This window comes from Citricoccus muralis (genome assembly GCF_029637705.1).
Lineage (GTDB): Bacteria > Actinomycetota > Actinomycetes > Actinomycetales > Micrococcaceae > CmP2.
The window spans coordinates 764,049-790,666 of the sequence record NZ_CP121252.1; the positions used below are offsets into that span (position 1 = coordinate 764,049).

21 protein-coding genes, 2 tRNA genes and 1 pseudogene are annotated in these 26,618 nt (G+C 65.2%); 17 read left to right on the forward strand and 7 right to left on the reverse strand.

The genetic code is table 11. The features are described 5' to 3' along the window. Nucleotides 1-156: 156 nt before the first annotated feature. Nucleotides 157-1,698 (forward strand): IS1634 family transposase, encoded by a 1,542-nt coding sequence (locus tag P8192_RS03475; protein ID WP_431521101.1) that lies wholly within the window; start codon nucleotides 157-159, stop codon nucleotides 1,696-1,698. A 125-nt stretch (nucleotides 1,699-1,823) separates the two neighbouring features. Here the strand turns inward: P8192_RS03475 and P8192_RS03480 are convergent. Continuing rightward, a tRNA-Ser gene (locus P8192_RS03480) sits at nucleotides 1,824-1,911 on the reverse strand. 112 nt (nucleotides 1,912-2,023) lie between these two features. Here P8192_RS03480 and P8192_RS03485 point away from each other — a divergent pair. Together P8192_RS03485 and P8192_RS03490 are read left to right on the forward strand one after the other, a co-directional pair. Then, the gene (locus P8192_RS03485) at nucleotides 2,024-3,031 is read left to right on the forward strand and encodes an NAD(P)H-quinone oxidoreductase (RefSeq protein WP_431521158.1); all 1,008 of its coding nucleotides are present in this window, start codon (nucleotides 2,024-2,026) and stop codon (nucleotides 3,029-3,031) included. 36 nt (nucleotides 3,032-3,067) lie between these two features. Further along, nucleotides 3,068-3,532, forward strand: coding sequence for a hypothetical protein (locus P8192_RS03490; RefSeq protein WP_278158541.1), 465 nt, complete (start codon nucleotides 3,068-3,070; stop codon nucleotides 3,530-3,532). An 8-nt stretch (nucleotides 3,533-3,540) separates the two neighbouring features. Here P8192_RS03490 and P8192_RS03495 read toward each other — a convergent pair. From P8192_RS03495 to tmk, 4 genes are all read right to left on the reverse strand, one after another. Then, nucleotides 3,541-3,614, reverse strand: a tRNA-Thr gene (locus P8192_RS03495). Nucleotides 3,615-3,680: 66 nt separating this feature from the next. Further along, complete coding sequence (locus P8192_RS03500; protein ID WP_278158543.1) at nucleotides 3,681-5,189, reverse strand: alpha/beta hydrolase; 1,509 nt, start codon at nucleotides 5,187-5,189, stop codon at nucleotides 3,681-3,683. A gap of 25 nt (nucleotides 5,190-5,214) precedes the next feature. Further along, nucleotides 5,215-6,393: a DNA polymerase III subunit delta' gene (locus P8192_RS03505; RefSeq protein ID WP_278158545.1), complete on the reverse strand. Its 1,179-nt coding sequence runs from the start codon at nucleotides 6,391-6,393 to the stop codon at nucleotides 5,215-5,217. Continuing rightward, nucleotides 6,390-7,109 carry a dTMP kinase gene (gene tmk, locus P8192_RS03510; RefSeq protein WP_278158547.1) on the reverse strand — a complete coding sequence of 240 codons (720 nt, stop codon included), beginning with the start codon at nucleotides 7,107-7,109 and terminating at the stop codon, nucleotides 6,390-6,392. The genes P8192_RS03505 and tmk overlap by 4 nt, the downstream gene beginning before the upstream one ends. An 88-nt stretch (nucleotides 7,110-7,197) precedes the next feature. Here tmk and P8192_RS03515 point away from each other — a divergent pair, with 88 nt between their 5' ends. From P8192_RS03515 to P8192_RS03525, 3 genes are all read left to right on the forward strand, one after another. Continuing rightward, nucleotides 7,198-8,442 carry a trans-sulfuration enzyme family protein gene (locus tag P8192_RS03515; protein WP_278158549.1) on the forward strand — a complete coding sequence of 415 codons (1,245 nt, stop codon included), beginning with the start codon at nucleotides 7,198-7,200 and terminating at the stop codon, nucleotides 8,440-8,442. A 9-nt stretch (nucleotides 8,443-8,451) separates the two neighbouring features. Beyond that, the gene (locus P8192_RS03520; protein ID WP_270106103.1) at nucleotides 8,452-8,802 is read left to right on the forward strand and encodes a DUF2516 family protein; all 351 of its coding nucleotides are present in this window, start codon (nucleotides 8,452-8,454) and stop codon (nucleotides 8,800-8,802) included. A gap of 88 nt (nucleotides 8,803-8,890) precedes the next feature. Next, the gene (locus tag P8192_RS03525; protein WP_278158553.1) at nucleotides 8,891-9,646 is read left to right on the forward strand and encodes a phosphoglyceromutase; all 756 of its coding nucleotides are present in this window, start codon (nucleotides 8,891-8,893) and stop codon (nucleotides 9,644-9,646) included. A gap of 117 nt (nucleotides 9,647-9,763) precedes the next feature. On the opposite strand, the gene phoU is transcribed toward P8192_RS03525, so the two are convergent. After that, a complete protein-coding gene (gene phoU / locus P8192_RS03530) occupies nucleotides 9,764-10,423 on the reverse strand; it encodes a phosphate signaling complex protein PhoU (protein ID WP_278158555.1) in 660 nt (219 codons plus the stop codon). Between the two features lie 223 nt (nucleotides 10,424-10,646). Here phoU and P8192_RS03535 point away from each other — a divergent pair, with 223 nt between their 5' ends. Both P8192_RS03535 and P8192_RS03540 read left to right on the forward strand, forming a co-directional pair. Then, nucleotides 10,647-11,756, forward strand: coding sequence for a sensor histidine kinase (locus P8192_RS03535; protein WP_270107464.1), 1,110 nt, complete (start codon nucleotides 10,647-10,649; stop codon nucleotides 11,754-11,756). Beyond that, entirely contained in the window at nucleotides 11,753-12,433 is a 681-nt protein-coding gene (locus P8192_RS03540; RefSeq protein ID WP_278158556.1) for a response regulator transcription factor, read from the forward strand. The genes P8192_RS03535 and P8192_RS03540 overlap by 4 nt, the downstream gene beginning before the upstream one ends. Before the next feature lie 104 nt (nucleotides 12,434-12,537). Here P8192_RS03540 and P8192_RS03545 read toward each other — a convergent pair whose 3' ends face one another. Further along, nucleotides 12,538-13,119 carry a hypothetical protein gene (locus P8192_RS03545; protein ID WP_270106099.1) on the reverse strand — a complete coding sequence of 194 codons (582 nt, stop codon included), beginning with the start codon at nucleotides 13,117-13,119 and terminating at the stop codon, nucleotides 12,538-12,540. A 310-nt stretch (nucleotides 13,120-13,429) separates the two neighbouring features. On the opposite strand from P8192_RS03545, the gene P8192_RS03550 reads away from it, so the two are divergent. The 9 genes and pseudogenes from P8192_RS03550 to glgB all read left to right on the forward strand — a co-directional run. Further along, entirely contained in the window at nucleotides 13,430-13,942 is a 513-nt protein-coding gene (locus P8192_RS03550) for a CarD family transcriptional regulator (protein WP_270106098.1), read from the forward strand. 105 nt (nucleotides 13,943-14,047) lie between these two features. After that, nucleotides 14,048-15,511: a cysteine--tRNA ligase gene (gene cysS / locus P8192_RS03555; RefSeq protein WP_278158557.1), complete on the forward strand. Its 1,464-nt coding sequence runs from the start codon at nucleotides 14,048-14,050 to the stop codon at nucleotides 15,509-15,511. A gap of 28 nt (nucleotides 15,512-15,539) precedes the next feature. Further along, nucleotides 15,540-16,499, forward strand: coding sequence for a 23S rRNA (guanosine(2251)-2'-O)-methyltransferase RlmB (gene rlmB / locus P8192_RS03560; protein WP_278158558.1), 960 nt, complete (start codon nucleotides 15,540-15,542; stop codon nucleotides 16,497-16,499). Further along, nucleotides 16,492-18,624 carry a glycogen debranching protein GlgX gene (gene glgX / locus P8192_RS03565; protein ID WP_278158560.1) on the forward strand — a complete coding sequence of 711 codons (2,133 nt, stop codon included), beginning with the start codon at nucleotides 16,492-16,494 and terminating at the stop codon, nucleotides 18,622-18,624. Before rlmB ends, glgX begins: the two co-directional genes overlap by 8 nt. Nucleotides 18,625-18,889: 265 nt before the next feature. Continuing rightward, complete coding sequence (locus tag P8192_RS03570) at nucleotides 18,890-19,915, forward strand: ABC transporter substrate-binding protein (protein ID WP_278158562.1); 1,026 nt, start codon at nucleotides 18,890-18,892, stop codon at nucleotides 19,913-19,915. A 104-nt stretch (nucleotides 19,916-20,019) separates the two neighbouring features. Beyond that, nucleotides 20,020-20,979, forward strand: a complete 960-nt coding sequence (locus P8192_RS03575) for an ABC transporter permease (RefSeq protein WP_278158563.1) — start codon at nucleotides 20,020-20,022, stop codon at nucleotides 20,977-20,979. Next, nucleotides 20,972-21,763, forward strand: a complete 792-nt coding sequence (locus P8192_RS03580; protein ID WP_278158564.1) for an ABC transporter ATP-binding protein — start codon at nucleotides 20,972-20,974, stop codon at nucleotides 21,761-21,763. The genes P8192_RS03575 and P8192_RS03580 overlap by 8 nt, the downstream gene beginning before the upstream one ends. A 170-nt stretch (nucleotides 21,764-21,933) precedes the next feature. Beyond that, complete coding sequence (locus P8192_RS03585) at nucleotides 21,934-23,979, forward strand: alpha-1,4-glucan--maltose-1-phosphate maltosyltransferase (protein ID WP_278159719.1); 2,046 nt, start codon at nucleotides 21,934-21,936, stop codon at nucleotides 23,977-23,979. Beyond that, nucleotides 23,925-26,225, forward strand: a pseudogene (glgB, locus tag P8192_RS03590) (1,4-alpha-glucan branching protein GlgB); the annotation flags it as partial. The gene P8192_RS03585 and the pseudogene glgB, both read left to right, overlap by 55 nt. Between the last annotated feature and the right edge of the window lie 393 nt (nucleotides 26,226-26,618).

The following is a 26,618-nucleotide window of genomic DNA, read 5'->3' on the forward strand; positions in this document are numbered from 1 at the left end:
CGCCGCGGAGCAGCTCTTTGTCGAGGTGATGCATCGTGAGGCCTGAGTCGTGCCATGTTTGTTGAAAATAAGTGGTCGAGGGGTGTAGATCGTTGATATTCCGCGGTTCGGGTTCCTGAATCTACGCACTAATCGTGTGCCGACTAGACTGTGCAGGTGGGCTTGTTCGTGCGGAAAGTGAAGACCGCTTCAGGAGCGACCGCGGTCCAGATTGCTCATACCAAGCGCGGGATCCAGAAGATCGTAGAACACATCGGCTCCGGGCATACTGATGCCGAGATCGCCGCACTGGTTCATATCGCGAAAACCAAGATCGCAGGGGATCAAGAAGAACTCGACCTCGAACTTCCCAGCACCCCGGACCAACCGGGTGCTCAGCCCAGCGTTGCGCTCATCGGGCCGAGGGGGACGGGTTCCTCAGCTCAACTGCTGTGGAACGTGTTGGAGGACGCGTATCAGCATCTGGGCTTCACCGGGGTGGGGAACACGGTGTTCCAGAAGCTGGTGTTAGCCCGACTGATCGAGCCGACCTCGAAAACGGACACGATCCGTGTCCTGGAAGAACTCGGCGTGAAGGCCCCGTCATTGCGCACGATCTGGCGTACCCTGGCTGAATCCATTAGCCAGGACTGGCGGGATGGGTTCAGCCGGGCAGCCTACGCACACGCCCTGAAGACCGCAGGCCATGCTGGCTTGTCTGTGGTGCTTTATGACGTCACGACCTTGTACTTCGACGCCAATGACGAAGACGAGCTACGCAAAGTCGGGATGAGTAAAGAACGCAGAGTCGATCCACAGATCGTGGTCGGGTTACTGGTGGATCGTGAGGGGTTCCCTTTAGAGATCCACTGTTTCGAAGGCAACAAGGCCGAGACCTTGACCCTGGTCCCGGTGCTGCGGTCTTTCCAAGACCGTCACCAGGTCAAGGATCTGGTGGTCGTCGCTGATGCGGGGATGCTCTCAGCAGCCAACCTCAATGCTTTGGAGGATGCGGGGTTCTCTTTCATTGTCGGCTCGAGGATCACGAAAGCCCCGTATGACCTGGCGGAGCATTTCGACCGTCATGGCACTTACTTCACCGACGGGCAGGTCCTGGAATCATCACGCACCATGGGTACCGGCACTAATGCCAGGGCGCGCAGGGTGGTGTATCACTACTCGTTCCAGCGTGAGAAGCGCGATAACTACTCGTTGAATAAGCAGATCGAGAAAGCAGAGAAAGTCGCCTCCGGGGCCCGGCCAGTGCGCAAGGACCGGTTCGTGAAACTCACCGGGAAGAAACCCGGGGTGGATTGGGCGCTGGTCGAGCGAGCCAGACAGCTACTGGGTTTGAAAGGCTACGTGACGAATATTAGCCCGCAGGTCTTGGAGGGTGGCGCAGTGGTTGCTGCGTATCACGATCTGTGGAAGGTCGAGAAGTCATTCCGGATGGCGAAGAGCGATCTCCGTGCCCGGCCGATGTTCCATCATCAGCGGGACTCGATCGAGGCGCACTTGACGATCGTGTTCTGCGCGCTGGCCGTAGCTCGTCACCTGCAAGCAGTGACTGGGGTGAGTATCAAGAAACTCGTGCAAGCGCTGAGACCTTTGCGGACGGTCACGATTGATATCAATGGGCAACAGCTCACCGCGGCTCCGTCCATCCCCGCAGACGCCCAGAAACTGCTCGACTCGTTGGTCTCAAAAACTACGCACTAAATCTGGCACGACTCAGGTGAGGCGTCCCGCGCCGATGGACACGCTTTGGGCATGGAATAGGCCTCATCCGACCCTGGAACGAAGGAAGCGGCCCCGATAATCGGGGCCGCTTCCTTGTCTTCGCGCGGATGGTAAGAGATTCGAACTCTTGAGACGGGGTTACCGCCTACTGGTTTTCAAGACCAGCTCCTTCGGCCGCTCGGACAACCATCCTGGCCGTTCTATCTTACAGGCAGGCCGCAGGGGATCCGCAAAGCGAGCAATTCCTTGACCAGGAACGCCGGTCATGGGTGATGATGGAGCCATGACTCCCACCACCTCCACCATGTCTGCCATTGACTTTGAAACTCCCGCGGGCGAGGAGAAGCCCAGCTTCAAGCATCCGGCGGAGGTGGTGGTGAACCAGCACCCACTGCCGAGCCCAGGGCCGGGCGAAGTGCTGATCAAGGTGGCCGCGGCCGGACTCAACAATCTAGACCTGCTGCAACGGGCCGGAGACTATCCGGTACCCGAGGGCGCCTCCGAGGTGCCCGGGGTGGAAGTGTCCGGCACCATCGAAGCGGTGGGCGCCGGGGTGGTCTCCTGGGACTTCGGCGCCCCGGTCTGCGCGCTGCTGGCCGGCGGCGGCTACGCCGAATACGTGACGGTGGATGCGCGCCAGGTGCTACCCGTTCCGGACAGGATCCCGCTGGTAGAAGCGGCCGGGCTGCCCGAGGTGGCGGCCACCTGCTGGACGAACCTGGTGATGCAGGCCGGGGCCGAACCCGGGGACTGGGTGCTCGTGCACGGCGGCACTGGCGGTATTGGCTCGTTCGCGTTGCAGATGCTGGCTGCGTATGACGCCCAGCCGATCGCGACCGTGGGCTCGGAAGAGAAGCGCCAGCAGGCTATGTCCTTGGGCGCGGTGGAGGCCATCAACTATCGCGATGAGGATTTTGCCGAACGGGTGCATGAGATCACCGAAGGCCACGGTGCCGATGTCATCCTCGACGTCGTGGGCGGAAAATATCTGGAAGACAATGTGCGCGCGCTGGCCCACGGCGGGTGCGTGATCACCATTGGGCTGAGCGGGGGAGCCCAAGGCACCCTGCCGCTGCAGCAACTGATGGCCAAGCGGGGTTGGATCACCGGCTCCACCCTGCGCTCACGCTCCGTGGAGGAGAAGGCCGAGGTGATCGCCCAGGTGCGCGAGCACGTGTGGCCGATGATCGCCTCCGGTGCGATCAGCCCCAGCATCGCGAAAACCTTCCCGATGGCGGAGGCGGAGCGGGCACTCGAATATTTCGCCAGCGACGGCCGGACCGGCAAAATCCTGCTGGTCATGGAACACTAGAGTCATGACATCGCACCTAACCGGGGGGTCGCGCCGATGCCGCTAGGCCCCTTTGCCCGGCGTCGACAAGCGAAAAAGGATGACGACGAACTCGGCCACGAGCTCTGGCGGCGCGCCCATGACTGGTTTCGCCGTTCACTCGACCGCTACTGGCAGGTCGTGAATGAGGCCGAAGGTAGCGTGCCCGTCGAGGAACACAACGGACTCGTGCATGCCGGCAATGTGTTGACCGATGTGGCCGACCGGGTGCGTAGCCTCTGCGTGCGTGCACACGCCCTGTATCCGGGGGCTGGGATGGATGTGCCCTCCGGTGCTCAGGACGTGCACCGGGTGCTCTCGCGTGCTGCCAACCATCTGGCCACCGTGGCCCAGGCTGCCGCGATGTTTAGGCTGGGGCAGACGGACGTGCTCACGGTCGGGCGCCGCGCGGAGCGGGTCATCGAAGATGTGGACGAAGCCGAACGGCTCGCGGCCCAGTGGGAAGAATCCACCGGCCGTTAAAGAGTGAGAGCCTCCTACCGGATTCGAACCGGTGACCTGCTCTTTACGAGGGAGCTGCTCTGGCCAGCTGAGCTAAGGAGGCAACGCGGCATGCACGATGCCACGAGAAGACATCTTAGCCGTACAGCGGGGCTCTGAGCAAAGCGCATCAGCAGGTGGTGCCGTCCTCGGGAACGGTGCCGTCGACAAAGTAGTCATCCACCAGGATGGCGATGCACTCGTTCTGCGGGCCGTAGGAGCCGTGCCCCTCGCCCTCGTTGGTGATGAGTACCCCGGAGTCGAGCTGCTCGGCCAGGGCGGGGGACCACTCGTAGGGGGTGGCCGGGTCGCCGGTGGTGCCGATCACCAGGATCGGGGCCGCGCCCTCGGCGGAGACCGTGTCCACCGAGTCGGCGCCGTCGTGAGGCCACTCGGCACAGTTGATCCCGCCATAGGCCAGATAGGCGCCGAAGGTGGGGGAGGCCTCGGCCAACTGGTCGGCGTGGGTGCGCATCTGATCAGGATCATCAGCGCGCGGGTAGTCCAGGCAGTTGATCGCGGTGAACGCGGACTGGATGTTGGAAGAGTAGGTGCCGTCCTGCTCGCGCCCGGCATTGAGATCGGCGAAATACAACATCATGGACGGGTCCCCGTCGAGCGCCATGTTGAATCCCTCGCTGAGGATCGGCCAGCTCTGCTGCGAGTACAGCGGGGTGATGAACCCGGAGACCAAGGTGGACGCGGGAACGATGCGGCCGTCCTGGGCCGTCTGAGGGTTCTCCTTGGCCTCCTCGAAGGCGGCCTGCACGGCAGCGACGACGTCGTCCTCGGTGGTGCCGGCTTGGCAGGTGGCTTCCTCGGCGCACCATGCCGCCCAGGAACCCAGCGCCTGCTCGAAACCGGCGGCCTGACCGGTGGCGACCTCTTCCTCGGTCAGCGACGGGTCCAGTGCGCCGTCGAGCACCATGGTTCCGACGTTCTCGGGGAACAGGTCGGCGTAGGTGGCACCCAGTTTGGTGCCGTAAGAGAAGCCCAGGTAGTTCAGCTGCTCGCTGGAGCCGAGCACAGAGCGCAGCACGTCCATGTCCCGGGCGGCGGATTCGGTGTCGACAAAGCCCAGCACCTCGCTGGTGTTCTCCTCGCAGGCTCGGGCGAACTCGGCGGCCATCTCAGCCGCGGTGGCCAGACCCTCCTCGGTGGAGGGGTCGTAGCTGACCTGGCGCTGTTCGTCGGTCTCCGCATCGGACAGGCAGCGCACCGGCTCGGACCGGGAGACCCCGCGAGGGTCGAAGCCCACCACGGTGTAGGCCTCGCGCAGGGTCTCGGTGGTGACGGTGTCCAGATAGTCGACGACAACGTCCACACCGGAGGAGCCGGGGCCGCCCGGGTTCACCAGCAGCACGGGCTGATCCGGGTCGGCCTCACCGGACCGGGCGGCGACGATCTCGATGGTGTCGCCCTCGGGGTCCGCATAGTCCAGCGGCACCTCGACCCGGGTGCACTCGGAGTTCTCGTCTTCGCAGGTGTCCCAGACGGCGTCCTGGGTGTAGAACCGCTCGAGGCTGGCCTCAACCTGTTCGGGCGGTGCTTCCTCGGTGGACTCGCAGCCGGTGGCCACCACGGCGGTGAGGGCGAGCAGACCGAACCAGCGCAGGCGCCGTCGGGGACTGGGAGACATAGGGGACGTCCTTTCGGGGGAAGTTCTAGCGGCGCGGAACGAAGGCCAGCAGCATGGCCTCGACGGCGAGCTGCGGGGGGACGTTGCTGGTGAGGCGGGTGCGGGCCTGGCCGATGGCGTCGATGGCGGCCAGGGTGTGCTGGGAGGTGCCCTGGCGGGCGTAGCCGATGATCTGGTCACGCAGATGCTCGTTGATCAGCTCGGCGTCGGTGCCCAGCTGGACGGCCAGCACATCGCGGAACAGCCCGATCAGATCGATCATTGCCTTGTCGAGTGCGTCATGGACGCTGCGGCGATTCCGGGCGGTCTGTTCTTCCTCGAGCCGCTTGACATGGTGGCGCAGTTTCGGCGGGACGGTGTCGTCCTCACTCAGGCCGAGGGAATGCAGGAGCCGAACGCGCTCGGCGGTGTTGCGTTCTTCGGCGGAGGCGGTGGCTTCCTGCTGGGTGATCTGAATGAGATCGGCCGCCTCGGCCATGGCCTGGGAGGTAGAACCGACGCGCAAAGGCAGCGAGACGATCTGTTCGCGGCGGGCCCGGGCCTCCGGGTTGGAGGCGAGCCAGCGGGCCACGCCCACATGGGACTGGGAGGCCCGCGCGGCGAACAGCGCCATTTCCGGGTCGAGGCCGTCGCGCTCGGTGAGTAGCCGGGCCACACTCTCGGCCGAGGGGATAGTCAGCGAAATCTTTCGGGTGCGGGAGCGGATGGTGATCAACACGTCCGCGGGCGAAGGCGCGCACAGCATCCAGATGGTGCGCGGGGGCGGCTCCTCGATGGCTTTGAGCAGCACGTTGGTGGCGCGCTCGGTCATCCGGTCGGCGTCTTCCATAACGAAGATGCGCCAGCGGGCGGTGGCGGGGCGATCTTGGGCCAGACCGATGAGGTCGCGGATTTCGTCGATCCCGTAGTTCACCTTCTCGGTGGCCATCACTTTGACGTCGGGGTGGGTGCCGGAGGCGATGGTCAGGCAGGTGGGGCAGATGCTACAGCCGCGTTGAGCCGGATCGGGGTTCTCGCACTGCAGGGCCTGGGCGAAGGCGCGGGCGGCGGTGGAGCGCCCGGACCCGGGCGGGCCGGTGAACAGCCAGGCGTGGGTGGGAGCCTCCTGCTGGGCGGCACGGTGAAGCTGGGCCACTGAGGCGGACTGGCCGGTCAGATCGTGCCACACAGCCGGGAACTGGGCGACGTCGAGGGTCTGCGTCATCGGTCTCCTCCTGTGGCTGTTGAGACGGCTGCGTCTGGATGGTCGAGGTCATGGGCGATGCGCTGCTGAATCTGCGCGGTGAGGTCCTCGACCGAGGCTCGGGCGTCGAGGACCAGATAGCGTTCCGGGGCCGCGCTGGCCCGGCGCAGGAACACCTCGCGCAGGCGGTGCTGGAAATCCTCGCCCTCGGCCTCGATGCGATCGGTGGTGCCGGCGGCGGCCTGTTCGCGGGTTTCCCGCCGTCGTCGTGCTTCATCGACCGGCAGATCCAGCACCACGGTGAGATCGGGCAGGGTTCCGTTGACCGCGCGGTCGTTGATCGTGCTGACCCAGTCTTCGCCCAGGTCGCGGCCCACACCCTGATAGGCCAGGGAAGAATCGAGGAAGCGGTCGGAGACCACCACGGCCCCGCGTTCCAGGGCGGGGGAGATCACGGTGCGCACGTGGGTGGAACGGGCTGCGGCGAACAGCAGCGCCTCGGTGACCGAGTCGACGGGCGCGTGGCGGGGATCCAGCAGCAGTTCCCGAATCCGTTCGGCCAGCTCGGTGCCGCCGGGCTCGCGGGTACGCACGGTTTCGCGCCCCTGGGACTCCAGCCACCGGCAGACGGCGTTGACCTGGGTGGATTTCCCGGAGCCGTCCCCGCCTTCGAAGACGACGAAGTATCCGGGGGTCTTCAGAGGGGCAGGCGGAGCCGGCTGTGAGTCGTCGTGCACCCCTTCAGCCTACGTCAGGCCCCCGCGCGGCTTCGACATCTGGAACAACGCACACCGTCAGCGGGGACGAGAGGAATACAGTGTTCCCATGGCCGATCATGACACCGCTTTCACGCCCGCTTCCACGCCTGCCTCCGCCGATACTTCCACACCGCAATTGCGAGTGGAATCCTTGCTGGTCGCCGCCGCCCGCCCGGCTCCCGAGGAGAATGCGCCGGTGAACGACCCGGTACATTTCACCTCCACGTTCCACGGCACCGCCACCGATGCGGTGCCCGGCCAGCGGGTGTATGCGCGCATGTCGAACCCCACCTTCGACGGGCCCGAGCGGCTGCTCGCCGAGCTGGAGCAGGTGCGTGACGCCGAGGCCACGCCCGCCCTGTTCTTTGGCTCCGGCATGGCCGCCATCACCGCCGTGTTGCACCTGGTGCCGGTGGGCGGACATGTGGTGGTGCCGCGCCACGCCTACCAGGGGTTGGGCAGCCTGCTCGATCAGCTGGCCGAGGCTGGACAGCTCTCCGTGACTCGGGTGGACCTGCGTGATCTCGACGAGGTCCGCGAGGTGCTGGACCAGCGCCGGAACGCGGGTGGCACGGTGGATCTGCTGTGGCTAGAGTCGCCCACGAACCCGATGTTGGAGGTGGCTGATCTTCCGGCGTTGGTGGCGCTGGCGCATGAATACGGTGCGCTGTGCGCCGTGGACAACACGTTTGCCACCCCGCTGCTGCAGCAGCCGCTGCGCCTGGGCGCGGACGTGGTGGTGCACTCGGTGACCAAGTATTTGGCGGGGCACTCGGATCTGATTATGGGCGCAGTGGTGGTTGACGACGTCGAACTGCGCGCCCGGCTGGCCGGCCACCGCACCCTGTTCGGTGCGATCCCCTCGGCCATGGATGTGTACTTGGCGCTGCGCGGTATGCGTACCCTGGCCCTGCGGCTGGAACGTGCCATGGACAGCGCTGCGGAGTTGGCCCGCCGGCTCGAGGCGCGCGGCTCCGATCCGGTGCGCTATCCCGGGCTGGCTTCCCACGAGGGGCACGCGCTCGCAGCTGCGACGTTGCAGGGTGGTTTCGGGGCGGTGCTCACCGTGGATCTGGGGTCGGCCGCCCGCGCGGATGCGGTGGTGCACGGGCTGCGGCTGTGGACCCCGGCGACCTCGCTGGGCGGAGTGGAATCGTTGGTGGAGCGGCGTCGTCGATTCTCGTCCGAACCGAGTACGGTCCCGGAGGGCATGCTGCGGCTGTCGGTGGGCATCGAGCATGCGGAGGATCTGTGGGCCGATCTTGATCAGGCGCTGCGCGCCGCCGACGCTCAAAGCGGCGCTGGGCGGTAGGCTGGGCGCATGTCGTACCTCGTTTTCGTTCTCATGCTGGAGGGCTGGATTATGTTCGCCCTCACCGTGACCGGCGGCGTGTTGGCGCTGTGGGCGGTGGCCGACTGCGTGAGCCGCGGCGGCACCCAGTTCGAACGTGCAGGGCTGCGCGGCAAACAGTTTTGGCTGATCCTCACCGTGATCGCCGCGGTGGTGGCCGGGCTGGGCGCCTGGAGCTCGCTGGTCGCGCTACTGCAGTACGGCTCACCCACGGGCCAGCTCGGTTTGTTCGGCATTGCCGCGCTGTGTGTGGCCGCCGTGTATCTGGCCGGTCCGCGCCGTCAGCTCAAGCTCTACGGCGACTCCGGATACGGCTACTAAGCCAGGCGGCATACCGCGCCGTGGTGGTCGGGCTGTCACGGAAACCGCAGCTGTCGTGAACGAGCTACCCTGCCCGTAGACTGGCACCATGGCTGAGACTGCATACAAGCTCGTCCTGCTCCGGCACGGTCAGAGCGACTGGAACGAGAAGAACCTGTTCACCGGCTGGGTCGACGTGCCGCTGACCGAGAAGGGCCGCGCCGAGGCCGCCCGAGGCGGTGAGCTGCTGGCGCAGGAGGGGCTGCTTCCCGACGTGTTGCACACCTCCCTGCTGAAGCGCGCGATCACCACCGCGAACCTGGCGCTGGAGACCGCCGACCGTCAATGGATCCCCGTTAAGCGCAACTGGCGCCTCAACGAGCGCCACTACGGTGCGCTGCAGGGCAAGAACAAAGCCGAGATCCGCGACGAGTTCGGCGAGGACCAGTTCATGGTCTGGCGCCGCTCCTACGACACCGCGCCGCCGCAGCTCGATGACTCCTCGGAGTTCTCGCAACACGGCGACCCCCGCTACGCCGAACTGGGCGAGAACGCGCCGCGGACCGAGTGCCTCAAGGACGTTGTCGAGCGGTTGTTGCCGTATTGGAATGACCAGGTCGTTCCTGACCTGCAGGCCGGCAAGACCGTGCTGATCGCCGCTCACGGCAATTCGTTGCGCGCGCTGGTGAAGCACCTGGAAGGCATCTCCGACGACGATATCGCCGGGCTGAACATTCCCACCGGCATTCCGCTGTACTACGAGCTGGGTGCGGATCTGAAGCCGCTGGGTGCAGGCCGCTATCTCGACCCGGAGGCTGCTGAGGCCGGCGCTGCGGCCGTGGCCAACCAGGGAGCGCAGCACTGACGTCACCGCGCGTCGGAGCGAAGAGCGTCTAGAAGACAAACAACAGGGCGGCCTCTCCGAGGAGGGGCCGCCCTGTTGGTGTCTGGTGCAGACCCGGTGGATCTCACCGATCGGTGATCAGGCGGAGGGAATGGTGGGCTCCCACTCACCGGTGAGCAGGTAGGTCACCTTGCGGGACACCGACACGGCGTGATCAGCGAAGCGTTCGAAGTAGCGCGACGCCAGCGTGACATCGACGGTCTGGGGAGCGGTGGCATCCCAGTCGGCGGCGGCAACGGCCTTGAAGTTCTGGGCGTGCAGCTCGTTGATCTCATTATTCAGCTTCACGATCTCACGGGCGTAGTCCAGGTCGTGCTCGGTGAGCAGCTGCTCCAGGGCGGCAGCCACCTTCACGCAGTCATCTGCCATGCGGCTGAATGACTCGCGGCGCGACTCCGGGAACACGAGCTCGGGGTAACGCAGGCGGGTCAGCTGAGCGATGTGGCGAGCCAGGTCGCCCATACGCTCCAGCGAGGTGGACATGCGCAGGGAACCCACCACGGTGCGTAGGTCGGTGGCAACGGGAGCCTGGAGGGCCAGCAGCTCGATGGCCTTCTCATCCAGGGTGTTCTGCAGCGTATCGATCCGGGCATCATCGGAGATCACCTGCTCCGCCTGCTCGACGTCAGCGGTCTCCACCGCTTCGCGGGCACGCTCCATCGCCACGCGGACAAGTCCGGCGATCTCTACGAGCTGGTCACCCAGGGACTTCAGGTCAGCCTGGAACAGTTCACGCATGTGCTCCTCATTTCTGCGCGCAACAACAACACGGTCATACCTATCATGACGCATCGACGTGAACGGCAGTTGAACTTTAGCTACGTTCAGTTGCACAACCGGGCTCAACGGGTCGACGACGAGAAACGTCACCACACGAGAGGGTAGTGTTTCTTGGGTGGATGATCTAGTGCTCGTCGGCGTGCTCAGCGGTGTCACCGGGCTCGTGCTCGGTCTCGTCGCCATGCTCGCCTTCCGCGTCTCGGAGCGACGGCGGGCCCGCTACATGGTGGTCGATGAACCGCTGATTCCGTCCGGCGCCGCCGATGTGCTGGCCGTGGTGGGTCGGGCCTATGTAGTGGTCGACGCCGTCGACGGCGTGGTGCGCGCCAACCCGACCGCCTACGCCTACGGGCTGGTGCGCGGTCACCATCTGGTGCACGACCTGGTGGTGGACCTCACTCGACGCGTACGTGAAGACGGTGTGATTCTGGACCGCCGACACGAACTCACCCGCGGCCGCTATGGCGATGAACGCTGGCAGGTACACCTGCGCATCGCGCCGCTGGGGGACGAATACATTCTGATCCTCGCGGAGGACCGCACCGAGCTGACCCGCACCGAAGCGATCCGTCACGACTTCGTGGCGAACGTGTCCCACGAACTCAAAACACCCGTCGGTGCTATCGGTTTGCTTTCTGAAGCCATTGACGACGCCGCCGAAGACCCGGTGGCTGTGCGCCGATTTACCCGCCGGCTGTCCATCGAATCCGTGCGCCTGGGCGAGCTGGTGCAGGACATCATTGAGCTCTCCCGGCTGCAGAGCAAGGACGTTGCCGGCGAAGCCTCCCCGGTAGACATGAACCGGGTGGTCGCCGAGGCGGTGGACCGGGTCCGCACCGAGGCCGAGGCCCGCGGCATCACGCTGCGGGTGGCCGGGGAGATCACCGGTGTCGTGTTCGGCGACCCGGATCAGCTGATGACCGCAATTCGTAATCTGGTCGACAATGCTGTCAGCTACTCACCGGAGAACACGGTGGTCGGCATCGGGATGAAATCGGTGAAGGGGCTGGCCCGAATCTCGATTACCGATCAGGGCCCCGGCATTGCCTATGAAGACCAAGAGCGGGTGTTTGAGCGTTTCTATCGCGTTGACGCCGCCCGCTCACGCCAGACCGGTGGCACCGGTCTGGGGCTCAGCATCGTCAAACATGTGGTCGCTAACCACGGCGGCGAAGTGTCGCTGTGGTCAAGACTCGGATCGGGATCCACCTTCACCGTGAAGTTGCCCGAGAGCGACCCCGAGATCCCTCAGGAGACCACCGAATCCGGTGGGAAAGGAGAACTAAGATGAGTCGGATCCTCGTAGTGGAGGATGAGCCGTCCATCAGTGACCCGCTGTCCTACCTGCTGGAGCGCGAAGGGTATGAGGTCACCGTCGTTGAAGATGGCCACGATGCGGTCTCCGAATTCGAGAAGGCCGGCGCTGATCTGGTGTTGCTCGACCTGATGCTGCCCGGTCAGCCAGGCACCGAAGTGATTCGCCAGTTGCGCGGCACCTCGAACGTTCCGGTCATCATGCTCACCGCCAAGGACTCGGAGATCGACAAGGTCGTGGGTCTGGAACTCGGCGCGGATGACTACGTCACCAAGCCGTACTCTTCGCGGGAACTGGTGGCGCGTATTCGTGCGGTGCTGCGCCGTCAGGCGGAGCCGGACGATCTGATCAGCACCTCCGTGCAGGCTGGACCGGTGCGCATGGATGTGGAACGGCATGTGGTTACCGTCGGTGGCGACCAGACCTCGATGCCGCTCAAGGAATTCGAGCTGCTCGAGATGCTGCTGCGCAACGCCGGTCGGGTGCTCACCCGCGGCCAGCTCATCGACCGGGTGTGGGGCGCCGACTACGTGGGGGACACCAAGACCCTCGACGTGCACATCAAGCGGCTGCGCTCCAAGGTGGAGCCGGACCCGTCAAACCCGCGTCATCTGGTGACCGTGCGCGGGCTGGGCTACAAGTTCGAGCCGTAGACCGCAGCAGACATAGGGAACATAGCGAAGGGCCGGCGCCTCATCTCCTGGATGCTGCGCCGGCCCTTCGTGATGATGTTTCAGGACCCGGTAGGGGTGTGGGATCAGTGCCCGCCGTCTTCGTCGACGCCCACCCAGTGACCGCCGCCGTGCTCGGGGAAGTCGTAGAGGTGATCGGTCAGCTCGCCCTCGGACACCTCCACGGGCAGGAAGTCCCGGTACTCGGGCAGTGCTGCGGAGAGCACCGCGATGCGCAGCGGCTCGGTGGTGCCGTTGACGGAGACCTCAGCGTCCACCATGCCGCCGGGGTGGCCGCCGATATTGGTCACGACGGTCTCGTTCTCTTCGGCCTCGAGCATCAGGTTCTCGAGGTTGCCGGGAACCGAGAAGTCGAAGCTCTCGCCGTTCACGGTGATGGTGACCTCGGCTGGTTCGCCGTCCGAGGTGGACAGGGAGCCGATGAAGCGGCCCGCGCCGTTTTCTTCAGCGGCAATCAGAGCGATATTGCGCAGCTGGACGTTGTCAACATTGGCCTGCACGCCGTCTGAGGGGGCGTACTCCAACGTGGTGGCTTGCAGATTGACGGCGCTGCAGGCGGTGGTGCCTAGCAGAGCGAGGGCTGCCAGGCCGGCCACAGAGGCGCGGCGAATGGTGGTGGCCTTCACGATGGTGTTCTCCTCGATCACGGTCGGTGCATGAAAACAGTGATGTTCCCTTAGAGAGTATCTCATTCGCGCCGTCTCAGACGACGTGAGACGCTGTGTACGCCAACCGGTGCACGACCCCTCTTCAGCCCCTGCTGATCAGGGTTTTCCTGCACCGCGCCAGGCCTGGCTGTGCTGCGACGCGGCGTGCATCCCGGAACGAATTCGCGGGGACGACGCAGAGTGACGTCGGGGGAGCATTATGGGTGATGCAGGCCGCAAAGAGGCGACGACACTCCCGGAATCACGGGGCTCTGTGATAGACTAAACGCCGGGAAAGGGGTTTATCCACATGGTTTTTGAGGTCGGCGAGACTGTCGTCTACCCGCACCACGGTGCGGCAACTATCGAAGAGATCAAGATGCGGAAGATCAAGGGCGAGGAAAAAACCTACCTGAAACTTCGTGTCGCTCAAGGCGATCTGACTATTGAGGTCCCCGCCGAAAACGTCGATCTGGTCGGCGTTCGCGATGTGGTCGATGATCAGGGTCTGCAGGAAGTGCTGGATGTCCTGCGCGCAGAATTTACCGAAGAGCCGACCAACTGGTCGCGTCGTTACAAGGCCAACCTGGAGAAGCTCGCCTCCGGCGATGTCATTAAGGTAGCCGAGGTAGTGCGTGACTTGTGGCGGCGTGAGCATGACCGCGGCCTGTCCGCAGGTGAGAAGCGCATGCTGGCCAAAGCACGCCAGGTGCTGGAGTCCGAACTCGCTTTGGCGAAGGACATCAGCGAAGAAGAAGCCATCGGCCTGCTGAACGAAACCCTGGAAGAGGTGGCACCGGCCGCAGCGGCCGCCGCCAAATAATTCCATCATGGCAACCTGCCACACACGACGGAGGGCGAACCATACGGTTCGCCCTCCGTCGTCTCTGTCTGCTGGCGCGGTATAAAGCCGGTAGAATCCAACACCGTGGCACAACGTTTCTATGACACCAAGACGGCACAGGTTCGCGACTTCACTCCGCTGCGCGCGGGAGAGGTCTCGATCTACTACTGCGGCGCGACCGTCCAGGGGCTGCCGCACGTTGGCCACGTCCGCTCGGCCATTGCCTTCGACATCCTGATCCGATGGTTGCGCGCCACCGGGCTGCGCGTCACCTCGGTACGCAACGTCACCGACATCGACGACAAGATCCTGGAGAAATCGGCGGCGTCCTACGACACCGAGCAGACTCCGCAGCCGCCCTATATTGCCCAGGAACCCTGGTGGGCCCTGGCCTACCGCTTCGAGCAGGCCTTCACCGCCGCCTTTGACAGCCTCGGCGTGCTGCGCCCCACCTACGAGCCACGCGCCACCGGGCACATCACCGAGATGTTCGAGCTGATTCAGCGCTTGATGGACGCCGGCTACGCCTACCCGGCCACGGATGACTCCGGCGACGTGTACTTCACCGTGCGTGAATGGGACCGCTACGGCGAGCTCACCCGCCAAGACGTCGACGACATGCAGGCCGCACCGGATGCGGACCCGCGCGGCAAACGCGACCCGCGCGACTTCGCCCTGTGGAAGGGTCACAAGAACGGCGACCCAGACACCGCTTCCTGGGCCTCCCCGTGGGGGAGAGGCCGCCCCGGCTGGCACCTAGAATGCTCCGCCATGTCCACCAAGTACCTGGGCGGAACCTTCGACATTCACGGTGGCGGGCTCGATCTGCGCTTCCCGCACCACGAAAACGAGCTGGCCCAGTCGGCCGCCGCTGGAGACGAGTTCGCCCGCTTCTGGATGCACAACGGCATGGTCACCTACGAAGGCGAAAAAATGTCCAAATCCGTGGGCAACACCGTCTCGCCCGAAGAGATGCTCGCCGCAGCCCGACCCACCGCGGTCCGTTACTTCCTCGGCCAGGCGCACTACCGCTCACCGTTGGACTACCGGCCCACCTCGCTCGAGGAGGCGACTACCGCGGTCGAGCGCATCGAAAACTTCCAGACCAAAGCCCGGGCCGCCCTGCGAGACGACATCGCCGCCCTGCCTGAGGTACTCGTGGACGCCGTGCCGGAGGCGTTCCGTACGGCCATGGAAGATGACCTGAACGTGCCCCAGGCCCTGGCCAGCCTGCACGCCACTGTGCGCGCAGGCAACACCGCCCTGGCCGAGAACGACACCACTGCACTGCGCGATCGGCTGCTGGAAGTCGACGCCATGGTGCGCATCCTGGGTCTCGACGAGGTGCCCGAAGGTTCCTGCCATGACGGCGACAGCGCCGCCAGTCACGCCCTTGCCGCCCTCGTGGACGCACAGATTCAGGCTCGTGCGACCGCCCGTGAGCAGCGCGACTGGGCTGCCGCCGACGCGATCCGCGACCAGCTGGCCGCGGCCGGCATCACCCTGGCCGACTCTGCTGACGGCGTCGCCTGGACGCTCGAGAGCTGACCCGCACCGCCACCGAAAGGACCACACCATGGCAACACCACGACGCCCCGGCGCTGCCCGCAAGTCCACCAAAAAAGGCCCCACCAAGGGCAGCGGCGGTCAACACCGTAAGTCCCTGGCCGGTCGCGGTCCCACGCCCAAGGCCGAGGACCGCACCTGGCACAAGAGCTACAAGCCCACTCAGCAGCGCCAGCAGCGCAACACCCGCTCGCGCCACAAGGACGAAACCGTGGCCGGCCGCAACCCGGTGGTCGAAGCCCTCCGCTCCGATATTCCGGCCCGCGCCCTGCACGTGGCCCCGCGTCTGGAGATGGATGAGCGCGTCAAAGAAGCGCTGAAGCTGGCAGCAGAACGCGGTATTCCGGTGATGGAGACCACCCGGATCGAGCTCGACCGGATGACCAACGAGGCCAACCACCAGGGCATGGCGCTGCAGGTGCCACCCTACGAGTACGAAGACGGCGTCACCGTAGCCGACCGACTGATGCAGGAATGGGACAAGGGCTACCTGCGCACCCCGCCGCTGCTGATCGCCCTGGATTCCATCACCGACCCCCGCAACCTCGGGGCCATCATCCGCTCGGCTTCTGCTTTTGATGCTCACGGCGTGGTGGTGCCGGCCCGCCGCTCGGTGGGGGTGACTGCCACCGCGTGGAAGACCTCCGCCGGTGCCGCCGCCCGGGTGCCCGTCTCACAGGTGTCGAACCTGAACAACGCGCTCGTCGAGTACAAGAAACTCGGCTACTTCGTGCTGGGCCTCGACGGCGACGGCGACCAGTCCCTGCCCGGACTGCCCCTCGCCACCGACCCGATCTGTCTCGTGGTCGGCTCCGAGGGCAAGGGCCTCTCCCGGCTGGTGCGCGAACACTGCGACCAGATCGTCTCCATCCCGATCGCCTCCGAGATGGAATCGCTCAACGCCTCGATGGCGGTCGGCATTTCCCTGTACGAAATCGCGGTGGCGCGGGCGGGCGGACGCGGTGACTGAACCGCAACACCCCTCGCGCCCGACGCCGCTGGGCGCCTCGGCCGCGTCTGGAACACATCATCGGGAACCCGAGGTAGCCGCCGAGTCGTGCCAGTGCGTGAACCTGGCCGTCTACGCCCCCGGACTCACCGAGGTCGACGTCGTCTTCACCACCAGTGACTTCCCCCGAGACGCCGCACCGACGGTAGCAGACCTGCACCGCGTGGAATTGCCCGGATTCAACCACGGGGTGCACCACGGCACCCTCACCGGACTCGATAACGGCAGCCTCTACGCGTTCATCCCGCGGGACCAGGATCTGGAACCGACCGGTCCGGTGGTGGGCGGACTGCTGGATCCGTGCGGCGACGCCGTCGAGACCCGCGAGGGGATTCACTGGTCCACCCGGGTGGAGCGCAGTTTCGACTGGGGTGGTGTCACCGCACCCGACACCGCTCTGCGCGACACCATCATCTACGAAGCCCACGTGATCGGGCAGACAAAATTGCACCCGGAGATCCCCGAGCACCTGCGCGGCACCTACGCCGGGCTCGCACACCCGGTGATGATCGCCTACCTGCAGCGCTTGGGCATCACCGCGGTCGAGTTGCTGCCCGTGCACCACCATGCCGACGAGTCCCATCTGTCGGAGCTCGGGTTGGAGAACTATTGGGGCTACAACACCCTGTCGTTCTTCTCCCCGCACCCCAGCTACGCCACCGTCGACGCCCAGCGGCGCGGCCCCCAAGCCGTGGCGGACGAATTCAAGGGAATGGTCCGGCTGCTCCACGAGGCCGGCATTGAGGTGATTCTCGACGTGGTCTACAACCACACGGCTGAAGAAGGCCCCACCGGCCCCACCTACAGCTGGCGCGGGCTGGGGGAGCGCGCCTACTACCGCCACGTCGATGACAGTCCGGACTCCGACTACCTGGACACCACCGGCTGCGGAAACACCCTGAACTTCGCCGACGCCACCGTGGTGCGCATGGCCCTGGACTCGCTGCGCCGCTGGGTCGAGGAATTCGGGGTGGATGGCTTCCGCTTCGACCTGGCCGTCTCCCTGGGCCGCGACGCTCACCACCACTTCACCCCGCAGCACCCGTTCCTGGTGGCCGTGACCTCCGATCCGGTGCTCTCCCAGGTCAAGCTGATTTCCGAGCCTTGGGATGTCTCGGTCGGAGGCTGGCAGACCGGGCGCTTCCCGCCCGGCTTCCGTGACTGGAACGACCATTTCCGCGACACCGTGCGAGATTTCTGGGTGACCTCCCGTGCCGCCCTGGACCACGGCGATCGACCCAGCCCCCTGGGCGGGCTGGCCGATGTGCTCTCCGGATCCCAGGGGCTCTTCGCCCCCTCGGGGCGTTCGGCGCTGTCCAGCGTGAACTACGTGACCGCCCACGACGGATTTACCCTGCGCGACCTGGTGTCGTACAACCACAAACACAACGAGGCCAACGGCGAAGACAACCGCGACGGCACCGAGAACAACCGGTCGTACAACCACGGTGCCGAAGGCCCCACCGATGAGACCCACGTGGAGCAATCCCGGCAGCGCACCATGCGCAATGTGATGGTCACCCTGCTGATGTCGCTGGGCGTGCCGATGATCACCGCCGGTGACGAGCTCGGCCGCAGCCAGTCTGGCAACAACAACGCCTACTGCCAGAACAACGAGCTCTCATGGACCGATTGGCCGCGACTGCTCGAAAACCCGGCAGCCCAGACCATGCACGCCCTCACCCGGCGGATGATCCGACTGCGCCGGGCGTTCCTGGCCGACCAGCCCTACACCTACCCCTCCCGCGACTCCGGGCACATGATGTGGTTCAACGCCGACGGCGAACCCATGACCCAGCAGGAATGGGAGAGTCCCTCGGTGCGGGTGCTGCAGCAGCTCATCGGCATCCCGGGCGGGCGGACCTCCGGGCTCGTGATCTTCAACGGCGGACTCGACGCCGACGTCGTCCGCGTTCCCGGCTCCAAACCCGGGGCAGAGAACCTGCTGGGAGATCTGGCCGGCGGAGAACTGGTGCTGGCACTGAGCACCCATGGCGAACGCGACCGCGTGGGATCGACCGTGGGCGCCGGAGACGTGCTGGCGATCCCTGGATACTCGATCTCCATTTACGCGCTCTCACAGTGATCCGAGCCACTCGCGGCGCGGGTGTGGAAGCATGGTGTCTGCAGAACACGCACCATCAGCTTCCGCCGGATACGTTTCGACTGCGAGATCATCTATTTGGTAGACACATTGATCGGTACGCGGTGGACTGAAGCGGCATCTTGTGGCAAAGTTGACTGTGATAGAAGTCACATCACACCTGATGGTCAATCGTTCTGTTCATCCACGCGATTCCCGTATCCCGCGCGAATCGTTTTCTGTTGGTTGACGAGAGAGGGAGCACCCCATGAAACTGTCACACCTTGCACGCACCACGGCGGTGCTCGCAGCAATCGGCCTGACCGTCACTGCGTGCGGTTCCAACGGCGACGGCGGAGCGGCCGATGAGGGCGGCGCCGAAGGCGAGTCCTACTCGATCGGCATCTCGCAGTACGTTTCCCACCCCGCGCTCGACGCCACCGCGGCCGGCTTCAAGGAAGCCTTCGAAACCGCCGGAGCCGAGGTCACCTGGGATGAGCAGAACTCCCAGGCCGACCAGGGCACCATGAACAACATCTCCGGCAACTTCGCCCAGTCGGATCACGACCTGATCTTCGCGATTGCCACCCCCTCCGCCATCTCGGCCGCCACCGCCATCACCGATCGTCCGATCGTCTTCGGCGCTGTCACCGATCCGGTGGACGCCTCGCTCGTGGCCGACTGGGAGGCTCCCGGCGGCAATGTCACCGGTGTCTCCGATATGAACCCCGTCCACGAACAGCTCGAGCTGCTCCAGCAGATCGCCCCTGACGCCGAGACCGTGGGCATCGTCTACTCCTCGGCCGAGTCGAACTCGGTGGTCCAGGTGGAAGCAGCACGCGACGCGGCCGAGCAACTCGGACTGGAACTGGTCGAACGCGCCATCACCAACACCAACGAGGTGCAGCAGGGCGTCCAGGCGCTCGGCGACGTCGATGCTATCTACGTGCCCACCGACAACACGGTGGTCTCCGGTCTGGAATCGGTGCTCTCCTACGGTATCGACCAGCAGATCCCCGTGATCTCCGCCGACACCGACTCCGTGGAACGCGGCGCGGTGGCCACCTACGGCATCGACTACCACGCCCAGGGCGTGCAGGCCGGCGAGATGGCGCTGCGCATTCTGCAGGGTGAGTCCGAGCCGGCCGACACCCCGGTGGAGACCGTGCCCTCCGAGGACCTCGAGGTCGTCGTGAACCAGGAAGCCGCCGAGCAGATGGGCATCACCCTGCCCGAGGACCTGCTGGCTGACGCCCGCGACGTCGCCGACGCTGAGGGCGAGGACGAAGAATAATCTCGCGCTACCTGTTCGGCGGGGTCGGCCGCGCACATCCCCACGGCCGGCCCCGCCGATACCATCCATCCGAAACACCCCGACGGAAAGCTGGACGATAGATCATGATCGTCGCACTCGAACTCGGTCTGATCTACGCGATCATGGCCCTCGGTGTCTACCTCACCTTCAAGATTCTCGACTTCCCCGACCTCACCGTCGACGGATCCTTCACCACCGGCGCCGCCACGGCCGCCGTGCTCATCACTCAGCAGGTGAACCCGCTGCTTGCCATGGGCGCGGCCTTCCTCGTGGGCACCCTCGCCGGACTCATTACCGGCCTGTTGCACGCCAAAGGAAACATCAACCCGCTGCTGGCCGGAATTCTGACCATGCTGGCCCTGTACTCGGTCAACCTGCGCATCATGGGCAATCGAGCTAATGCGCCGCTGCTGGGCCAAGAAACCGTGTTTACCTGGTTCTCTCAGGCCGGGCTGCGCGGCACCTGGGGCGCGGTGATCATCCTGTTGATCTGCGTGCTCATCATTAAGTTCGCCCTCGACTGGTTCCTCTCCACCGACATGGGCCTGGCCCTGCAGTCCACCGGCGACAACCAGGAAATGATCCGCTCCTTCGGTGTCTCCACCGACCGGATGAAGATCATCGGTCTGATGCTCTCCAACGGTTTGGTTGCCCTGTGCGGCTCGATCATCGCCCAGTACCAGGGTTCCGCCGACATCTCCATGGGTATCGGTCTGATTCTTGTGGGCCTGGCCTCCGTGATCATCGGTCAGGCGATCTTCGGCACCCGCACCGTCATCATTGCCACCTTCGCTGTCGTCGTGGGAGCCGTGCTTTACCGCCTAGCCATCCAGTACGCGCTGACCGCCGGGCTGAATCCCAACGACATGCGCCTCATCTCCGCGGTACTCGTGGTGGCCGCTCTGCTGCTGCCGCAGTGGAAGATCTTCCGCCGATTCTCGCTGCGCCGGAAGAACAAGAAGGTCGAGAACTTGAACAAGGAAGCCGCCGAAGAAGCCGCCGCCGAGGCCGAAGAAGCTGGAAAGGTGGGCCACCGTGCTTGAGCTGAGCAACGTCAACAAGACGTTCTTTCCGAACACCGTCAACGAGCGCAAGGCGTTGCGCGGCGTGAACCTGCACCTGCGCGACGGCGATTTCGTCACCGTGATCGGCTCCAACGGCGCGGGTAAGTCCACGGTGCTGAACACGATCGCGGGCAAGCTTCGTCCCGACTCCGGCACCGTGACCATCGCCGGCAAGGACGTCACCAAAATGCCCGACCACAGGCGCGCTGCCTATGTGGGCCGGGTGTTCCAGGATCCTATGGCTGGCACCAGCCCGGACCTGACGATCGAACAGAACATGGCCCTGGCCGCCCGCCGCGGCCAGTCGCGCGGACTGGGCCTCGGGGTGACCAAGGCCAAGCGCACGCAATGGGCGGAGGAACTGCTGGCCCTGGAACTCGGCCTCGAGCACCGTCTCAAGGCCAAGGTGGGACTGCTCTCCGGCGGTCAGCGCCAGGCACTGAGCCTGCTGATGGCCACGTTCTCGCAGCCCAAGATTCTGCTGTTAGACGAGCACACCGCGGCCCTGGACCCTCAGCGTGCCGAACTGGTCACCCGGCTCACCGAAAAAGTTGTCTCCGAGCAGAAGCTCACCACGCTGATGGTCACCCACAACATGGCCCAGGCGCTGGAGGTCGGCAACCGGCTGATCATGATGCACGACGGCGAAATCATCCTCGACGTCGAGGCGGAAAAGAAAGCCACCATGACCGTCGAAGACCTGCTCGGCGAATTCGCCAAAATCAAGGGAGCGACGTTGGGCGACCGTTCCCTGCTGCAATAAGCCCGCACCATCACCTCACCTCCGCCGCGAAGGCCCCGAGACCGGTCAATCGACCATAGCCTCGGGGCCTTCGTGCTGGATAGGCTAATGCCGTGGCGAAAAAACATGTGAACCGCTCCCGGCGCACCCCCTCGAACTCCGGCGGCACACCCTCATCTCCCGAGGTCACGGTGACCCGCATCCCCGTCACGGCAGTTGAGCCCGTGATCGACTGCGGCCGCTACGCAGCCAAAGCCATCGTCGGTGAAGACGTGGCCGTGGCCGCCACGGTCTTCCGCGAGGGCCACGACCAGCTCGGCGCCACCGTGGTCCTCACCGATGCCGCGCAACGCGAAGTCCAGCGGGTGCGGATGCGCCCCGGAGCGCCCGGCACCGACCGCTTCCACGCCACCCTGCGCCCCAGCGGGATCGGCCTGCACACCTTCACCATCGAGTCCTGGTCCGACCCGCACGCCACGTGGGTCCATGCCGCCAGCGTGAAGATCGAAGCCGGCGTCGACGTCGAGCTGATGCTGCAGGAAGGGGTGCACCTCTTCCGCGACGCCGCCTCCCGGCCCGAGTACGACCCCGCCCAGCAAGCGGTGCTCACTGCCGCCGCCCAGACCCTCGCCGATGAGGCCCTGCCCGTTCCCGACCGCCTTGCCGCCGGAAATTCGTCCGCCGTGCACGAGGTCTTCGTCGTCCAGCCGCTGCGCGACCTGGTAGGCGTCACCGGTCCCTTCCCGCTGGACGTGCAGCGCCGCCTGGCCGGGGCCGGATCCTGGTACGAGTTCTTCCCCCGCTCCGAGGGCGCCCGCTTCGACGAGGAGACCTCGGCCTGGGTTTCCGGCACCTTCCAGACTGCCTCGCGCCGCCTGCCCGAGGTCGCCGCCATGGGGTTCGACGTCGTGTACCTGCCACCGATCCACCCCATCGGCACGGTGCACCGCAAGGGCCGCAACAACTCCCTGACCACCCGCGACGGCGACCCCGGATCACCGTGGGCCATCGGATCCGCCGACGGTGGGCATGACGCCATCCATCCGGACCTGGGCACCGAAGCCGACTTCGCCGACTTCGTCAGCGTGGCCGCGGCACACGACCTCGAGATCGCCCTGGACCTGGCCCTGCAGTGCGCCCCCGACCACCCCTGGGTTCAGGCACACCCAGAATGGTTCACCCAGCGTGCCGACGGTTCCATCGCCTACGCCGAGAACCCGCCCAAGAAATACCAGGACATCTACCCGCTGAACTTCGACCGCGACCCGGAGGGCCTCTCCGCCGCGGTGCTGAAGGTCGTGCAGTTGTGGGTGTCCCGCGGTGTGAAGATCTTCCGCGTGGATAACCCGCACACCAAGCCCCTGTGGTTCTGGGAGTGGCTCATCGCACGGGTCCGCGCCGAGCACCCCGAGGTGGTGTTCCTGGCTGAAGCCTTCACCCGCCCGGCGATGATGCACGCGCTCGGCCGGGTCGGATTCCAACAGTCGTACTCGTACTTCACCTGGCGGAATTCCCGGGAAGAACTGGCTAACTACCTTGCTGAGGTCACCCAGCGCACCGCCGGGTACTACCGCCCGAACTTCTTCGTGAACACCCCGGACATCCTCACCGAATACCTGCAATTCGGTGGGCCGGCCGCGTTTAAAATCCGGGCGGCCCTCGCCGCGCTCTCCAACCCACTGTGGGGCGTCTACGCAGGATTCGAACTCTACGAGCACGTGGCCCGCCCGGGCGCCGAGGAGTACATCGACAACGAAAAGTACGAGTACCGGCCCCGCGATTTTGCCGGAGCCGAAGCTCGCGGGCAGTCCCTGGCACCCTATCTGCGCCGGCTCAACGAGATCCGCCGCGCCCACCCCGCCCTGCAACAACTGCAGAATCTGACTCTCCACGAGGCCGACACTGAGCACATCCTGGTGTTCTCCAAAACCCGTACCGCCCTGCCCGAGGGCTGGCACGCCGACGCCGAGACGGTCACCGACCACGACTACCTCGGCCCCGGGGAAGACACCCTCATCGTCGTCGTCAACGTGGACCCGCACACCGCCCATGAAGCCACCGTGCGCCTCGACCTCAACGCCCTCGGCCTGCACCAGCACGACCTCGACGCCGCCGGCACCTTCGACGTCGAAGACCTGATCACCGGGGCGCGCTACCACTGGGGTGACACCAACTATGTCCGGCTCGACCCGTTCGTCGAGCCCGCCCACGTGCTGCGCGTGATACGGCGCCCATGACCGCCACCCCGAAGAAATCGGAGACTACGATGACCGCATCGACCGCACCGCTGACGGTGTCCCCGGACGTGCTCAGCGCCGTCGCCGAGGGCCGGTACCACCAGCCGCACGAGGTGCTGGGTGCCCATGCCACCTCTGACTCCGTGACGTTCCGGATTCTGCGACCGATGGCCGAGGCCGTGAGTATCCGCACCGACACCGGCGAGACCGTGCGTCTGCAGCACGAACACCAGGGCATCTGGGTGGGGGTGCTCACCGATCAGCCCGAAGGCCAGGTCCCCGGCTACCGCTACACCGTGCGCTACCCGGGGGGACAGGACACCGTCCACGACGACCCTTACCGCTATCTGCCCACCCTGGGCGAGATGGACCTGCACCTGCTCAGCGAGGGACGGCACGAAAAACTCTGGACTGTGCTGGGCTCCCGCATCCGCCGCTATTCCACGCCCCAAGGCGAAGTATCCGGGGCGTCCTTCGCACTGTGGGCACCCCACGCCCAGGCCGTGCGCGTCATCGGCGACTTCAACTCCTGGGATGGCCGCCTGCATGCTATGCGTTCCCTCGGCGGTTCCGGGGTCTGGGAACTGTTCCTTCCCGACGTCGACGCCGGAGCGGTGTACAAGTATCAGATCCTCACCCGCCACGGTCAGTGGGTCGACCGCGCCGACCCCCTGGCCCGCTGGACCGAAGTCCCGCCGCGCACCGGTTCCCGGGTCGAGGAGTCCCGCTACGCATTCCACGACGACGACTGGATGGTCGCCCGCCAGCGCAACAACGTGCACCAGGGTCCGATGTCCATCTACGAAATTCACGCCGGATCCTGGCGTCCGCCGGGTGCCGATTCCGACGCCCAGGTCAGCTACCGGCAGCTGGCCGACGAGCTCGTCGAGTATGTGTCCTGGCAGGGCTTCACCCACGTCGAATTTCTGCCCCTGGCCGAGCACCCCTTCGGTGGATCCTGGGGTTACCAGGTCACCGGCTATTACGCGCCCACCTCGCGCTTCGGCACCCCGGACGACCTGCGCTACCTGATTGACCGGCTGCACCAGGCGGATATTGGCGTCATCATGGACTGGGTTCCCGCCCACTTCCCGAAAGACGAATGGGCGCTGGCCAACTTCGACGGCGAACCACTCTACGAATACGCCGACCCGCGTAAGGGCGAGCACCCCGACTGGGGGACCAAAGTCTTCGACTACGGCCGTAACGAGGTCCGCAATTTCCTCGTCGCCAACGCCCTGTACTGGCTGGAAGAGTTCCACATCGACGGGCTCCGCGTCGACGCCGTGGCCTCCATGCTCTACCTCGACTACTCCCGAGAGCAAGGGGGCTGGGTCCCCAATGTGCACGGAGGCAACCACAACCTCGAGGCAATCTCGTTCCTCCAGGAAGTCAACGCCACCGCCTACCGTGAGCACCCCGGCGTCATCATCATCGCCGAAGAATCCACCGCCTTCGACGGCGTCACCCGACCCACCGAACAGAACGGGCTCGGTTTCGGCAAAAAATGGAACATGGGCTGGATGCACGACAGCCTCAACTACCTCAGCGAGGACCCGATCAACCGGGTGTGGCACCACGGCACCATGACCTTCTCGATGGCCTACGCCTACTCGGAGCGCTATGTGCTGCCGTTATCCCACGACGAGGTCGTCCACGGTAAGGGTTCTCTCCTCGCCCGCATGCCCGGCGACCGGTGGCAGCAGCTGGCCGGACTGCGCGCCTACTACGGGTACATGTGGGCGCACCCGGGCAAAAAGCTGCTCTTCATGGGCGGCGAGTTTGCCCAAGAAGCCGAATGGTCTGAGGCCCATGGGCTCGATTGGTGGCAGACCGAGAACCCGAGGCACAAGGGCGTGATGAAAGCCGTACGCGATCTGAACGCTCAGTACCGTGCCACCCCAGCACTATGGGAACTCGACGACGAACCGGCCGGCTTCACCTGGATCGACGGCGGGGACAGCGCCCGCAACCTGTTCAGCTTCATCCGTTGGTCCGCCGAGGGAACCCCGCTGGTCTGCCTGTCCAACTTCTCCGGAACCGAACACCGCGATGTTGTCGTCGGGCTGCCGTCCGCGGGCTCCTGGGCCGAGACGTTCAACTCCGATGCTTCCGCCTATGGGGGAGCGGGCAACGGCAATCTCGGGAAAATCGTTGCCGACGGGCCGGCGGAGCATGGACAACCGACCAGTGGCCGCATCACTGTCCCGGCGCTGACGACCCTGTACTTTGTGCCGAAAAAATAGCAATTTCGGTGACCTCGGTCACCTTTTGGGTCATTTTTGACCGAAAACCGCCGATTCGACGGTGCCGGCCCCTCCAAAAACCGCGGAATCATGCGGAATCCGGGCGCTTTTGGGTCGATTTTGCACCTCCGCGGAACGTGTGTAGAGTATTCATTCGTGCCCAGGAAAACACCGGGAAAACGGTGAGAGAACGGGCGCAGATGGACCGCAAGGAACGTCGCTCTAGCAACTCAATATCGATCAGATGAGATCACGATCACGCAGATCGGATTTGACACGGATCGAGACAGGGTATAAGTTAGAAAAGTTGCTCCGGGAGAGCGGAGATCGAAAAGATCTCCAGGACATCGGAAGCCGACTGTTGTTTGAGAACTCAATAGTGTGCCAAGTTTG